The following is a 14,175-nucleotide window of genomic DNA, read 5'->3' on the forward strand; positions in this document are numbered from 1 at the left end:
GCCCGGTCCCATTCCGAACCCGGAAGCTAAGCCTGCCAGCGCCGATGGTACTGCACTCGACAGGGTGTGGGAGAGTAGGACACCGCCGGAACATCCTTCACGAAACCCCCCAGCTCACGCTGGGGGGTTTCGTCGTTTCCGGGCCCGCCAGCACTCGCGGCCTCCTTGACATTTCATCGAATAGTCGACCGATGAGTCCCGTGACCAGCGGAAATTCCATGCGGAATACCATCCAGCGGCACTGCGGCAACGAATGCTAGATGACCATTCCACATGGTAGGTTCTGCGCGCAGTCTATCTTCACCAGGCTCTCAGCAGGATCGTCACAGCCTCCGTCTCGGGTTATAGACCCGCGGAGGTGTTGTTCGAGTGATCTCTCAGTCGTTGGGAAGGTATGTGATGGCAATCGAAGGAACAGAAGAGCCCGAGTCGACAAGTCCGACGCGCACCCGCCGGACAGGAACGCGGCGTTTGGCTTACGTCGCCGCAGGACTGCTGGCGATGTCCGCGGTCGGCTATGGCATCGCCGCTGCCCCTGATTCGACGGCCGACCCGGTCGAATGCAAGGGGGGTACCGGCAAGGTCACCATCAGCGGGACCTCGGCGACCGGTATGGGTGGATTCGGCGACGATAACGAAGACGGCTGTCCGGGCACCACCGAGGGTGAGGCGGAGGACATCACGTTCGAGACGAAGGGTGGTAAGTGCGTCTACACGGCGCCTGTTGTCGCGGAGAGCGAGAACGACGACGGCACCAAGACAAAGTCCAAGACCGGGACCGTGGTGACATTCACCGTTGCGCTGGGCGAGACGACGGGGAAGGCCACGGCAACCGACGCTGACGAGACGATGAACATCGAAGGGACCGTCTCGGAGGTCCCGAAGATGAAGGAGTGCAAGGCACTTCCGGATGGCTCCTACAAGGTGTCCAAGATCAAGTACACCACCAAGGAGTAGTAGGCCGAAGACGAACTCGGTTGAGGTTTCCGCCGCGCCGATCTTGATCGGCGCGGCGTTCGACACCTAGCAGAGATCCATTCAGGAAACGGAGTGGGATGTGCCCACCGGGCGCAAGGATGCTTTGGCTCAGCTGGCTGTGACGATGGCTCGGTATCGGCGCCGAGTATTCGCCGGCTGGCTGTTAGTGGTTGTGATCGGATTGTTCGGATTGCCGCACCTACTGGGCTCGGTGGTATCGCCGCCGATCGAGGTCTCCGGGTCGGAATCGCAACGGGCGGGGGAGATCCTCGGCGCGGGCCTCCCGTCACTCGGCAACGACCCGATGATCGCGGTGGTGCACTCGCCCGTACATGCGGCCATGGATCCGGTGTTCCGAGCCGCGATCAAGGCGGCGATGGTCGAGTTGGGACGCCAAGACGGCATCGAGAAGGCGGTATTGCTACCGGTGGCCGGCGACTCCGATCACCGGCCCACGGCGCTCGATGAAACGCTGCAACCGCTGCGCCCGCTATTCGATGATGAGCATGCGGCATATCTGTTGGTGGGGACCTCCGGCGAAGACCAGGACCGCCAGGGCCGGATACCGGCCCAGCAGGCCGCGGTCGATGGGGCGACCCGAGCCGCGTCCGACGGTACCGTGCGGACGTATCTGGTCGGGGTGTCGGCATTCGGTCAGGCAATGCAGGAGGCGGAGATCGCCGACCTGATGCGCATCGAGCTGGTCGCGGTACCTGCTGCGATCGTGGTGCTGCTGTTGGGGTTACGGGCCCCGGTGGCCGCACTGGTGCCGACGGTCGTCGCCGGCGCATCGGTGTCGACGACCTTGGGCCTGTTCGCCCTGTTGACCGACGTCTTTCCGGTGGACGGCATGCTGCTTGTCGGGGTGAACGCGGTGGGATTGGGAGTCGGTATCGACTACGCGTTGTTCGTGACGAACCGCTACCGCGAAGAGCTGGCGGCCGGGTCCAGCCCGGAGCAGGCTGTCGCGACGGCGGCGAGTACTACGGGGCGAACGGTGGTGTATTCGGGACTGATCTTGTTCCTGGCGTGTGTGAGTCTGTTTCTGGTTCGCTGGCATGTATTCGCTCAGGCCGCGATCGGCACCATGACAGTGACCGTGGTCGCGTTGGTCGCGTCGGTCTCGCTGCTGCCAGCTCTGCTGGTGGCGCTGAGCGGACGGCTCGAGTGGCGTCCCCGGTGGATGGCGCGGCGTAGTTCGGTGCCTGACGGCGCGCCCGACCGGCGGAGTCTGCTCGCTCGCTGGGCAGAGCATCTGATGCGTCACCCGTGGCCTTATGCCATTGCCGTCACCGCGGGGCTGCTGTTGCTCGCTATGCCGATGCCCGATATGCGGTTGGGCATAAACTTGGAGCGCCGTGCACTCGCCGACACAGCGGACCTCGCCGGTCACGCAATCGCGGACCGCGACGTGCCCGGCTTGACGAGTACCTTCTTCCTTACCTTGAAACGGCCTCCCGATACCGAGGAGCCGGACGCTGGACCGCTGATCGCCGCGCTGCATGCGGACCGGGAAGTGGCCGCTGCCACCACGTTCGACAATGGCGTCGACCTCACCGCTGTGCTTGTCGTCCCGAGGCATCCACCCGACTCGCCTGCTGTTGTCCGGCTGGTGCAGCGGATTCGCGCGGAGATCGTGCCCGCCGCCACACCGCCCGGCGTCCAAGTGCTCGTGGGTGGTTCCAGCGCCCTTGTCACCGACATCCTCACCGAGACCTCGACGAAGCTGTGGTGGGTGGTCGGCTGTGTGCTGGTCCTGATGTTTGCTCTGCTGGTGGTGGTGCTCCGTAGCCTGCTGCTACCGATGAAAGCGCTCGCCATGAGCCTGTTGGCGACCGGTGCGGCGTTCGGGCTCACCGTGCTGCTGTTCCAAGGCGACGGAGGCGACGACGTGTCAGCCTCGTCCGGCCAAGGGCTGATCTGGCCACAGGTGCCGTTGGTCGTCTTCGTGCTGCTGTTCGGGCTGTCCACGGACTACGAACTGTTTCTCGTTCGTCGAATCCAGGAGGAGTACAAGGCAACCGGCGATAACCGCGGTTCGGTCGCGGTCGGCCTGCAACGCACCGCTCAACCGATATCACTGGCTGCGGCGATCCTGGCCGTCGCCTTCGGCAGCTTGCTGGTATCCGAGATCAGCGGCTTGCGGGTAATGGGATTCGCCATCGCCGCGGCTTTGATTGTCGACGCCACAGTGATCCGGCTCGTCCTGGTGCCCGCTCTGATGCAGATCATGGGTCGCTGGAACTGGTGGTTCCCCTCGCTTCGTCCGAGAAGTGCTGTGGGGCGGAAGACTTCGCATTCCGTGCCGGATGATTCGGCACTGGTGCGCACGGTCGTCGCCGACGTGGCCGCGACAGGGATCGGGCGCTCATCCGGAGTGAGCTAGCTGAAAACAATGTTCCACAACCTGGTGACACTTGTTGGTGCATGACTGATCTGCAGAAAGCAGGGGAAATGCCGCGTACGCGTTTCGAGTCGATCGGCCGCTACACACCGGAAGCCGTTGTCTCCACCGAGGAATTGGTCGCCAAGCTAAAAGTGCGGCGGGCGCCGGATCTGGAGCGGATCACCGGGATCAAGAATCGGCGGGTGTACGACTCTCATCCGGACCGGTACGAATGCTCTTTCGAGTTGGCCCGACGTGCCATCGACGATTGCCTCGCGCGTTCCGACTACGCGGCCGATGAACTCGACATCGTCATCTCGACGTCGATAACTCGGTTCCGCGGCAAGGGAATCTTCTGCGGGGCACCGGCATTCGCGCAGATGCTCGGCCAGTCCATCGGTGCGACGCGAGCCAGGCATTTCGACGTCTCCAATGCGTGTGCGGGGATGATCACGGGAGTCCTTGTGCTGGACCGGATGATCAAGGCCGGGGTGGTACGCAATGGGCTGGTGGTCAGCGGCGAGCAGATCACGCCGAGCGCCGAAACGGCGGTGCGTGAGATCAGCAGGCCGTACGATCCGCAGTTCGCGGCGCTGACGGTCGGCGATGCGGGGGTGGCTGTCGTGCTCGACGGGCGTGGGGACGATGACGACGAGATCCATTACGTCGAGCTCATGACTGTCGCCGACGGGGCCGAGTATTGCCTCGGTATGCCCAGCGACAGCTCGAACGGGATCGCGCTCTACACCGACAATCGTGCCATGCAGAATCCGGCCAGATACCTGCAAGGGATTCAACGTATGGAAACCTTCCTGAAGGAAAACGGCCGTAGCTGGGAGAGCGAGAAGTTCGACTACATCATTCAGCACCAGTTCAGTCGTCCGCTCGCTGAGTACATTTCGCACATGGTCGAGCGGCACTTCGATACCCTGATGCCGGAGGCGCTCGATGTGCTGCACGAGTACGGGAATACGGCATCGACATCGCACTTCGTGGTCCTGCACGAGCATCTCGCGCAGCAGAAGATTCCCAAGGGCTCGAAGATCCTGATGACACCCCAGGCATCCGGCACAGTGTCCGGTCACCTTGCCGCGACCATCTCACGACTGGAGGCCTGAGCCGTGCCAACCATGATCCTCGCCGCCGCGGTGAACACCGATCCGGATACCGGTAGCTATTTCGAGCTGGCCGCACGCGCCGCACGCACCTGTCTCGACAGCGCGGGCGTCACCGTCGACGAGGTCGGAATGCTGGTCAACACAGGTGTATTCCGGGACAGCAATCTCGTCGAGCCCGCTGCGGCCGCGCTCATCCAGAAACGGATCGGCCTCGGCGTCGAGTATGAGCCGGGCCGAGTTCCCGTTGTTTCCTTCGACCTGCTACACGGCGCCAACGGCCTCCTGCATGCCTTCACCACCGCCGAATGCTTCTTGGCCACCGGGGAGGTCGAGTATGTGCTGCTACTGGCCGGGGACACCCATCCATCGACCGAGTGTGGCGTGGTCGGATTTCCCTACACCACAGGTGCCGCCGCTATGCTGATCGGAAATTGTTCCACCGCAGGCGGATTCGGCCGCATGCAGATTCGTGACACCACCGGCTCGGTCGGGCCGTCCGCCTGGCTGGATATCAACGAAGCCGGGGTGGCCGGCCGCTCGACCGTAACGACACTGGCTGGAGACGACCCGCTCCCCCTGGCTGTCGCGGCGGTACGTGCTTGCCTTGTGGAGGAAGAAATCGACGACCGCGATTTCGCGGCGGGACGCGCGGTGCTCCTTGCCCCGGCGCCGCGCCGTGGATTCCCTGCGCGCCTTGCTGATACGCTCGGGCTCGCCCCTGCGTCGGTGGTTGGTGTCCCGCCTGATTTGGGCGACCCGTACTCTGCGGCACCGGTCCACGCGTATCTGCATGCGCAAGACTCCGGTGTACTCGACGCCGCCGATACCGTGCTGTTCCTGGCCGCCTACGATGCCTCGGCCGCCTGTATGGCCTACCGTCCGAAAGCGTCCGCTGTGGCAGCGATGAGTGCCGGAGACGCTGCAAGGTACTGATACGTCGTTCGCCGCACACCGAAATATCCGGACGCGGTCCCGACCCATGACCCCCGAAAGAGTCGGGGCCGCAGCGTTCTCGTTCAGAACAGCCGGAATTCGGTGCTCTCGGTACCGCGCAGGGCGTCGTAATCGAGGACGAGGCAACGGATTCCGCGATCCTCGGCGAGGGTGCGGGCCTGCGGCTTGATCTGCTGGGCGGCGAAGACGCCTGCTACCGGTGCGAGCAGCGGGTCGCGGTTGAGGAGTTCGAGGTAGCGGGTGAGCTGTTCGACGCCGTCGATCTCGCCGCGGCGCTTGATCTCGACGGCGACGGTGGCGCCTTCGGCGTCCCGGCAGAGCAGGTCGACCGGGCCGATCGCGGTCATGTACTCGCGCCGGATCAGGCTGTAGCCGGGGCCGAGGGTGGTCACGTGCTCGGCGAGCAGGACCTGGAGGTGGGCTTCGACACCGTCTTTCACCAGACCGGGGTCGACGCCGAGCTCGTGCGAGGAGTCGTGCTCGATGTCCTCGATGGTGATGCGGAGTTCCTCGCCGGCCTTGTTGGTGACCACCCAGAGGGCCTTAGCGCCCTCGGGTATGTCGGCGGCGCTTCGCTCTTCGAGCCAGCACGGGGGGCTCATCCAGTTCAGCGGCTTGTACGAGCCGCCGTCGGAGTGCACGAGGACCGAGCCGTCGGCTTTCACCATCAGCAGGCGGCGGGCCATCGCGAGATGGGCGGTGAGTCGCCCTACGTAGTCGACCTGACAGCGAGCAATCACTAGGCGCACCCAAGCACTCTAGGTGACCAATCGACGGTCGTGGACGTCAGCCCGCCCCGACTCGCGGCATCTCGTCGCTCAGCCGAAGAGTACGGCGGCGGCCAGAATCACGCTGGTGCCGAGCAACGCCTTCTCCACCTTGCTGAACCGGCGGGTGACCGGCGTCTTGGTCCGGATCATGCCGTAGCCGACGCCCGAGCCGATGCAGAACGCCAGTAGATGTCCGACGCTGGTGAAGTTCTGTCCGAGCAGCACACCGGCCACCGCGGCCGTGAACCACACTGTGGCCCAGGCGATCCGCAGCCTGCTCGGCACGACGAAGACCAGCGCGCCGATCAACGCCATGGCGCCGTAGCTGATACCGACGTCCTCGCTCCAGCGCACACTGGCCGGCATCCAATCGAACTCGACCGCCACCCAGAGCCCCGCCGCGACGAGCAGGGTCGCGCCGATGTGCCCGGCCAGGAAGACGCGCACCATGTGCAGCGCACCGAAGCGCAGCTCCGCCAGCGCGAGCAGACAGGCCAGCAGCGGCATGATCAACCACGCCGTGCCGACATCCCCGATCACCAGCGCGCTCGACAGCAAGGTCACGACCCGGCCTTGCAGCAGGTTGTGCAGGTTGGTGCTGGCGTGCAGCACCACTGTCGACTGAGCGGAATCGCTCAGGGCCGAGAAGATCGAGGTGACGATGACCAGTGCGGACAGATAGCCGACGGTCGCGGGCACCTTCGGACGCCACCAACGAGAACCGACGACCGGTATGTGGTCGTCCGTGGTCGTCGCGACGGCCATCGATACCTCCGTGTCTGTGCGGTGTCTCCATGATCGCGGACGCCGCTGTGTTCGATCCCGGTATTCCCTGTGAGATTGCTGCGAAGCTGGTCGGCGGGGCGTTCCGGCGGTGCCCTACTGTGCCACATCCGGACAGATTGCGGCAGGTCGAGCCGGCTGATCCATCCGGCACCGCAGCACCTTCGTACAGCGGTCGAGCAGAGCCGCCTGCGCGCGAGTAATAGGCTGGCAGCATGCCTCGTCGGAAACCGCGCGCAGACGGTCAGACGGGCCGCTCGCGGACGGGCGGCGCGCCGCTCGGTGATGTCTTCGGTCGGACCGAGGCGGGGCCCGGCGGGGACGAGACCTATGTCGTTCGCACCATCCCCGGTGCGCGTGCGGTGAAGGTTTACCGCTGCCCGGGGTGTGACCACGAGATCGCGCTGGGGGTGGCGCACATCGTCGCCTGGGCTGCGGACGGCGGTGAGGACGATCGCAGACATTGGCACCGCGGTTGTTGGAATGGTCGCCAGACCCGGGGGATCACGCGCCGATGGTCGTGAGCGTGCGGCGCTGAAGTCCAGCTGCCCGAAGCTCTACTCGCCCAGGGAATTAGGAAGGCCGCCCCGGTGAAGGGGCGGCCTTGGTGTGGATTCGGTTGGGTTACTGCGTTAGTCGCCGCTTGGCCCGCCGATTTCTAGTTGCTGATGTCGGCGTTCTCGCGCTCCTCGTCGACGATGTCGTCCTCTTCCGAGGCGACCTCGGGGATGGCCTTGCGGCTGGAGCCGGCGACCTGCTTGGTGTTGTTGCTGATCGACTTGCGCTGATCCGGAACACCGTCCAGCAGTTCGCTTTCCCGGTTGACCGCGGCGAGCATCGCGGGCACCGAGTCGAGCTGGCCGCGGATGCCGAGCAGCTGGGCGAGCACGCGTCCGCGCAGCACGCGCATCTCCTCGGCCAGTTCCTTCGCGTGCGCGATCTTGCGCTCGGAGGTCTGGGTCGCGGAGGTGATGAGGCGGTTGGCCTCGTCGGTCGCGTCCTTGATCCGCTGTGCGGCCTCGGCGCGGCTGGTGGCCTCCAGCTCCTCCATGGCGCGGGTGAGCTTGGTGCGCCGCTCCGCCATGGTGACCTCGAAGTCCTGCTGGGTCGCCTTGCGCTTGGCGTCGGCTTCCTTGCCGAGGCGGTCGGCCTCGGCCTGGGCCGCCTCGATGATCTTGGCGGACTCGGTGCGCGCGTTTGCCAGGGTCTGCTCGAACTCGATCTCGAGCGCCTCGCGCTTTTCCTTGGTTTCGGCCAGCAACGACTCGTACTTGCCACGCATCTCGGTGGCTTGCTGCTCCGCGATCGACACCATCTCCGCGGCCTCGGCCTGGGCCAGGGCCCGAACCTCGGAGGCCTCGTCGGAGGCCAGCCGCAGCATGCGGGAGATGCGGTCGGACATGCCTTCCGCGGTGGTGGGCGGCACCGAGAGTCGGTCGACCTCCTTTCGGAGCTCGTCGATCTCGTCACGCGCATCCTCGAGCTGGCTCGCGAGGTTACGGGCTTGTGCCGCAGCAGCATCCCGGTCGGTAGCGGTGACCCTTAGTTCGGCGTCGAAGCGGTCGAAGTAGTTGCGTACCTCGTCTTGCGCATAACCCTTGCGCACAACGGTGAAGGGCAGTGCAACGAAGCGATTGCGATCGGACTCAGGTGACGACATGGCACACAAACTACAGCCTACAGAGACCTGATGGTGACTCGACCGCGAATGTGATTCCGAAGAGTTTTGCCCGCCCGATCTTGATACTAGTGCGTAACATTCGCGTTCGGCTCGACCAACTCGATCAGCACACCGCCAGCATCCTTCGGATGGATGAAATTGATGCGGGAATCCGCTGTTCCAGGCCTCGGCGCCTCGTACAGCAAACGCAGACCCCGCCCGCGCAGGTGCGCGGAGACGGCGTCGATGTCGGTGACCCGGTAGGCCAGTTGTTGCAGGCCCGCGCCGTTACGGTCGATGAACTTAGCGATGGTCGACTCCTCGTTGAGCGGAGCCAGCAACTGCAGGGCAGTCCCGCGGTCGGGGGCGCCGGGCAGCGAGAGCATCGCCTCGTGCACGCCTTGGGCGTCGTTGACCTCGCGGTGGGTCTCGATCATGCCCAGATTCTCGGCATACCAGGCAACCGCGACATCCAGGTCTGGCACGGCGACACCGACGTGATCGATGGCGACGACGTAGTCCGCGGGGATGAAATCGGACGAATCCATAACGTTGCTCACTACTCGAAGGTAGCCGCTACCTGCGTACCGGCAACTCGGGCGTAGCGGTTACCGTGGAGTACGGAATCCTGCGAAACCAAGATAGCGAGGCTCGTCGTGACTACTTCCGTGATCGTCTCCGGCGCACGTACCCCGGTCGGTCGCCTGCTCGGCGGCCTCAAGGACTTCAGCGGTTCCGACCTCGGCGGCTTCGCCATCAAGGCCGCGCTGGAGAAGGGCGGCGTCGCGCCGGAGCAGGTCGACTACGTGATCATGGGCCAGGTGCTCACCGCGGGCGCGGGCCAGATCCCGGCCAGGCAGGCGGCCGCGGCGGCGGGCATTCCGATGGACGTGCCCGCGCTCACCGTCAACAAGGTGTGTTTGTCCGGTATCAACGCAATCGCGTTGGCGGACCAGCTGATCCGGGCCGGCGAGTACGAGATCGTGGTCGCGGGCGGCCAGGAGTCGATGAGCCAGGCCCCGCACCTGCTGGAGAAGAGCCGCGAGGGCTTCAAGTACGGCGACGTGACGCTGCGTGACCACATGGCCTACGACGGCCTGCACGACATCTTCACCGACCAGCCGATGGGCGCGCTGACCGAACAGCGCAACGACACCGAGCCGGTCAGCCGCGCGGACCAGGACGCGTTCGCCGCGGCCTCGCACCAGCGCGCGGCCGAGGCGTGGAAGAACGGCGTCTTCGACGACGAGGTGGTCCCGGTCTCGGTGCCGCAGCGCAAGGGTGACCCGCTGCTGGTCGCCGCCGACGAGGGCATCCGCGCCGACACCACCGCGGAGTCGCTGGCCAAGCTGCGTCCGGCGTTCCGCAAGGACGGCACGATCACCGCGGGCACGGCGTCGCAGATCTCCGACGGCGCGGCCGCCGTCGTGGTGATGAGCAAGGCCAAGGCCGAGGAGCTGGGCCTGAGCTGGATCGCCGAGATCGGCGCGGCGGGCGTGGTCGCGGGCCCGGACTCGACGCTGCAGGATCAGCCGGCCAACGCCATCGCCAAGGCCTGTGCGCGCGAGGGTATTTCGCCCGCCGACCTGGATCTGGTGGAGATCAACGAGGCGTTCGCGGCGGTCGGTGTCGCCTCGACCCGCAAGCTGGGCATCGATCCGGCGAAGGTGAACGTCAACGGTGGCGCGATCGCGATCGGACACCCGCTCGGCATGTCCGGTGCGCGCATCCTGCTGCACCTGGTGCTGGAGTTGCAGCGCCGCGGTGGTGGCGTCGGTGCCGCCGCGCTGTGCGGTGGCGGCGGTCAGGGCGATGCCCTGATTGTCCGGGTCTAGTTCTGCCGCAAGCGAGTTCGTTGTCGGCCCCCGCGCAGGTGCGCGGGGGCCGCGTCGTCTGCGCGCTCGGACGGCGGACGGCGGCGATCGAATGTGACCCGTCGCACTACGACACGTCGTAGTGCATCCGGCACAATGGTGCGCATGGGCAATGTCTTCGACCTGAGCACCGTCGCGAAGCGGTTTCGTTTCATCGCGGTACTCGAGGCGATCTCGTGGGTTTTTCTGATCGTCGGCATGGTGTTCAAGCGCCTCCCCGAGCCGGTGCTGTGGCCGGTGAAGGTGTTCGGCATGACGCACGGCATCATCTTCGTGCTATTCGTGATCCTCGCCATCGTGACCGCGCGTGAGCTCGGCTGGAACGCGAAGACCACCGTGCTCGCGCTGCTGTCCAGCCTCCCGCCGTTCTTCACCGTCCTGTTCGAGATCTGGGCGGTCCGCTCGGGCAAGCTCGGTGAGCTGAGCAACGCGAATTCTGCCGACTCCGGGGCTCCGGCCGCCGCCACGTCGTGACAAACTGGAAACTGTGACTCGACCTGCTGCACGCCGTCCTACGCCAGCCGCTGTCGCCGCCATGTCCGGGGCAGTTGATCTCTCCGGGTTGAAGCAACCGCCCGCCGGTGCGCCCGGTGCCGCCGGTGGCGGCGACTACGCGGTGAACGAGGCGAACTTCGAGACCAAGGTGCTACGCCGCTCGGTGCAGGTGCCGGTGGTCGTCGCGCTCTACTCGCAACGCAGTCCGGGCAGTGTCGAGCTGGTCCGCACGCTGGAGCGGTTGGTCGGCGAGGCGAACGGCACCTGGGACCTGGCCACCGTCGAGGCCGAGACCAACATGCGGATCGCGCAGGCGTTCGGGGTGCAGGGCATCCCGACCGTCATCGCGGTCGCGGGCGGCCAGCCGCTGGCCGACTTCCAGGGCGCCCAGCCGGAGCCGCAGGTTCGGCAGTGGCTGAGCGCGGTCATCGACGCCGTGGCGGGCAAGCTGCCTGGCGGCGAGGAGCCGCAGGCGGCGCCGGAGGACCCCCGCTTCGTCGCCGCGGAGACGGCGCTGGAGCAGGGCGATCTGGCCGGTGCCGAGGCCGCCTACGAGGCGATCATCGCGGCGGAACCGGGCAACGAGGAAGCCAAGGGCGCGCTGCGCCAGCTGCGATTCCTCAGCCGCGCGCAGAACATCCCGGCGTCGGCGATCGCGACCGCCGACGCCGACCCGGGCAATGTGGACGCCGCGCTCGACGCCGCCGACGTGGAGATGCTCGAGCAGCAGCCGGAGGCCGCGTTCGACCGTCTCATCGCCGTGGTCAAGCGTTCGGCGGGCGACGACCGCACCAAGGCCCGCACCCGGCTGCTCGAACTCTTCGAGTTGTTCGATCAGGCCGAGCCGTTCGTGGTCGCGGCTCGTCGCAAGCTGGCTGCCGCGCTGTACTAGCTCGACCGGCGTCGCATCCCGACAACGCAACTCGCCCCGTCATCCCGGATCGAATCGGGTGGCGGGGCGCTGTCGTTGGGCTGAACGGGTCTCGTGGGCCGGAGCCGACCCGACATGACGGAACGTCAGCTGTCCGGGGCCAGCCAGACGGCGCTGTTGGGGGCAAGCGCGATCGTCGCCGAGGCGGGCCGACCGTGCCAACCCTCGTCAGTGGCCTTGACGGCACCCAGGTTTCCGATGCCCGAGCCGCCGTACTCGGCGGCATCGGTGTTCAGGATCTCGGTCCACTGTCCGGCGAACGGCAGGCCGACCCGGTACTCGCCGTGCACCGAACCGGAGAAGTTGTACACGCAGGCGACCACCGACCCGTCCGACCCGTACCGCAGGAACGCCAGCACATTGTTCGCCTGGTCGTTCGCCTCGATCCACGAGTAGCCGCCCGGGGTGATGTCCTGGCTCCACAGCGCGGGCCGGGCGCGGTACACCGCGTTGAGATCCCGCACGGCCGCCGTGATCCCTTGGTGCAGTGGGTTGTCCAGCTCCGCCCAGTCCAGACCGCGATCGTGCGACCACTCGCGGAACTGACCGAAATCCTGGCCCATGAACAGCAGTTGCTTGCCGGGGTGGCCCCACATGTAGGCCAGCAGGGCCCGCACGCCCGCGGCCTTGGCGAAGTCGTCGCCGGGCATCCTGGTCCAGAGCGTGCCCTTGCCGTGCACCACCTCGTCGTGGCTGATCGGCAGCACGAAGTTCTCGCTCCACGCGTACATCAGCGAGAAGGTGATCTCGTTGTGGTGCCAGGATCGGTGGATCGGGTCGCGCTGCAGGAAGCCGAGGGTGTCGTGCATCCAGCCCATGTTCCATTTCATGGTGAAGCCGAGGCCGCCGACGTCGGTGCCGCGGGTGACGCCCGGCCAGCTGGTCGACTCCTCGGCGATGGTGACCACGCCGGGGTGATGCCGGTGCACGGTGTTGTTGAGGTCCTGCAGGAAGTCGACGGCCTCCAGGTTTTCCCGGCCGCCGTACACGTTGGGCTCCCAACCCCCTTCGGGGCGTGAGTAATCCAGGTACAGCATGGAGGCGACGGCGTCGACGCGCAGCCCGTCGATGTGGAACTCCTCGATCCAGTAGCGCGCGTTGGCCACCAGGAAGTTGCGCACCTCGTGCCGTCCGAAATCGAAAACGTAGGTGCCCCAGTCGAGTTGCTCGCCGCGGCGCGGGTCGGCGTGCTCGTAGAGCGGGGTGCCGTCGAAGCGGGCCAGCGCCCATTCGTCGCGCGGGAAGTGCGCGGGCACCCAGTCGAGCAACACCCCGATGCCCGCTCGGTGCAGCCGGTCGACGAAGGCGCGGAAGTCGTCCGGCGTGCCGAAGCGCGCGGTGGGCGCGTAGTACGAGGTGACCTGATAGCCCCAGGAGCCGCCGAAGGGATGTTCGGCGATGGGCAGCAGCTCGATGTGGGTGTATCCGGCGGCCTGCACGTAATCGGCCAGCTGGTCGGCCAATTCGCGGTAGCCGAGGCCGGGGCGCCAGGAACCGAGGTGCACCTCGTAGACGCTCATCGGCGCCTGGTTGGGGTCGGTGGTCGCGCGGGTGTCCAGCCAGGTCTGGTCGTCCCAGACGTAGTGGCTCTCGGTCACCACCGACGCGGTGGCGGGCGGCAGTTCGGTCGCGAACGCCATCGGGTCGGCGTGGTCGACCGTGCGGCCGTCGGCGCCGTGCACCCGGAACTTGTACTTCATGCCCGGTCCGACCCCCGGCACGAACACTTCCCACACGCCGGACGACCCGAGCGCGCGCATCGGCGCGGTGTGCCCGCTCCAGCCGTCGAAATCGCCGATCACGGTGACGCCGCGCGCATTCGGCGCCCACACCGCGAACGAGGTCCCGTCCACCTCGCCGTCGAGGGTGGTGTAGCGGCGCGGGTGCGCGCCGAGCACGTCCCACAGTCGCTCATGACGGCCCTCGCCGATCAGGTGCAGGTCCAGTTCACCGACCGTCGGCAGGAAGCGGTAGCCGTCGGCGGAGACAATGGTGCGGCCGCCCGGATAGGTGGTGACGATGCGGTAGTCCATCACCTCGGGGTAGGGGACCACCGCGGCGAAGATGCCGTGCCCCAGCGACTTCAGCGCGTGGTCGGCGGCGCCGATCCGGGCGGTGACCGACTCCGCGTGCGGGCGAAGCACGCTGATCTCGGTGCCGTCCGGGTGCGGGTGCGCGCCGAGCACGGTGTGCGGATCGCCGTGGGTTCCCGCGGCCAGCAGCATC

Annotated in this window: 13 protein-coding genes and 1 rRNA gene; 9 read left to right on the forward strand and 5 right to left on the reverse strand. The window is 66.5% G+C overall.

What is annotated here, in order from left to right; genetic code table 11:
* The 5 genes from rrf to ACIHA7_RS12745 all read left to right on the forward strand — a co-directional run.
* Positions 1–91 (forward strand): 5S ribosomal RNA (gene rrf, locus ACIHA7_RS12725); the annotation flags it as partial.
* A gap of 380 nt (positions 92–471) precedes the next feature.
* Positions 472–957, forward strand: coding sequence for a hypothetical protein (locus ACIHA7_RS12730; protein ID WP_397288773.1), 486 nt, complete (start codon positions 472–474; stop codon positions 955–957).
* 211 nt (positions 958–1,168) lie between these two features.
* Complete coding sequence (locus tag ACIHA7_RS12735; RefSeq protein WP_397288775.1) at positions 1,169–3,364, forward strand: MMPL family transporter; 2,196 nt, start codon at positions 1,169–1,171, stop codon at positions 3,362–3,364.
* Between the two features lie 68 nt (positions 3,365–3,432).
* Positions 3,433–4,482: a 3-oxoacyl-ACP synthase III family protein gene (locus ACIHA7_RS12740; protein WP_397288777.1), complete on the forward strand. Its 1,050-nt coding sequence runs from the start codon at positions 3,433–3,435 to the stop codon at positions 4,480–4,482.
* A 3-nt stretch (positions 4,483–4,485) separates the two neighbouring features.
* Complete coding sequence (locus tag ACIHA7_RS12745; RefSeq protein WP_397288779.1) at positions 4,486–5,415, forward strand: hypothetical protein; 930 nt, start codon at positions 4,486–4,488, stop codon at positions 5,413–5,415.
* 83 nt (positions 5,416–5,498) lie between these two features.
* On the opposite strand, the gene nucS is transcribed toward ACIHA7_RS12745, so the two are convergent.
* Positions 5,499–6,185 carry an endonuclease NucS gene (nucS, locus tag ACIHA7_RS12750; protein ID WP_397288781.1) on the reverse strand — a complete coding sequence of 229 codons (687 nt, stop codon included), beginning with the start codon at positions 6,183–6,185 and terminating at the stop codon, positions 5,499–5,501.
* Positions 6,186–6,254: 69 nt separating this feature from the next.
* On the reverse strand, positions 6,255–6,971 hold the full coding sequence (locus ACIHA7_RS12755; RefSeq protein ID WP_397288783.1) for a rhomboid-like protein: 717 nt from the start codon (positions 6,969–6,971) through the stop codon (positions 6,255–6,257).
* 233 nt (positions 6,972–7,204) lie between these two features.
* On the opposite strand from ACIHA7_RS12755, the gene ACIHA7_RS12760 reads away from it, so the two are divergent.
* The gene (locus ACIHA7_RS12760) at positions 7,205–7,513 is read left to right on the forward strand and encodes an ATP/GTP-binding protein (protein ID WP_397288785.1); all 309 of its coding nucleotides are present in this window, start codon (positions 7,205–7,207) and stop codon (positions 7,511–7,513) included.
* Positions 7,514–7,647: 134 nt separating this feature from the next.
* Here the strand turns inward: ACIHA7_RS12760 and ACIHA7_RS12765 are convergent, their stop codons facing one another.
* Entirely contained in the window at positions 7,648–8,649 is a 1,002-nt protein-coding gene (locus tag ACIHA7_RS12765; protein ID WP_397288787.1) for a hypothetical protein, read from the reverse strand.
* An 86-nt stretch (positions 8,650–8,735) separates the two neighbouring features.
* A complete protein-coding gene (gene mce / locus ACIHA7_RS12770) occupies positions 8,736–9,197 on the reverse strand; it encodes a methylmalonyl-CoA epimerase (RefSeq protein ID WP_397290728.1) in 462 nt (153 codons plus the stop codon).
* 108 nt (positions 9,198–9,305) lie between these two features.
* On the opposite strand from mce, the gene ACIHA7_RS12775 reads away from it, so the two are divergent.
* The 3 genes from ACIHA7_RS12775 to ACIHA7_RS12785 all read left to right on the forward strand — a co-directional run bounded on the left by ACIHA7_RS12775 (position 9,306) and on the right by ACIHA7_RS12785 (position 11,910).
* Positions 9,306–10,484: an acetyl-CoA C-acetyltransferase gene (locus tag ACIHA7_RS12775; RefSeq protein WP_397288789.1), complete on the forward strand. Its 1,179-nt coding sequence runs from the start codon at positions 9,306–9,308 to the stop codon at positions 10,482–10,484.
* Between the two features lie 135 nt (positions 10,485–10,619).
* Positions 10,620–10,997, forward strand: a complete 378-nt coding sequence (locus tag ACIHA7_RS12780; RefSeq protein ID WP_397288791.1) for a DUF3817 domain-containing protein — start codon at positions 10,620–10,622, stop codon at positions 10,995–10,997.
* 61 nt (positions 10,998–11,058) lie between these two features.
* Positions 11,059–11,910 (forward strand): tetratricopeptide repeat protein, encoded by an 852-nt coding sequence (locus ACIHA7_RS12785; protein WP_397288793.1) that lies wholly within the window; start codon positions 11,059–11,061, stop codon positions 11,908–11,910.
* 125 nt (positions 11,911–12,035) lie between these two features.
* Here the strand turns inward: ACIHA7_RS12785 and glgB are convergent, their stop codons facing one another.
* The gene (gene glgB, locus ACIHA7_RS12790; protein WP_397290730.1) at positions 12,036–14,174 is read right to left on the reverse strand and encodes a 1,4-alpha-glucan branching protein GlgB; all 2,139 of its coding nucleotides are present in this window, start codon (positions 14,172–14,174) and stop codon (positions 12,036–12,038) included.
* Position 14,175 lies beyond the last annotated feature (1 nt).

The sequence above is a fragment of the Nocardia sp. NPDC052316 genome (assembly GCF_044547795.1).
Classification (GTDB): Bacteria; Actinomycetota; Actinomycetes; order Mycobacteriales; family Mycobacteriaceae; genus Nocardia.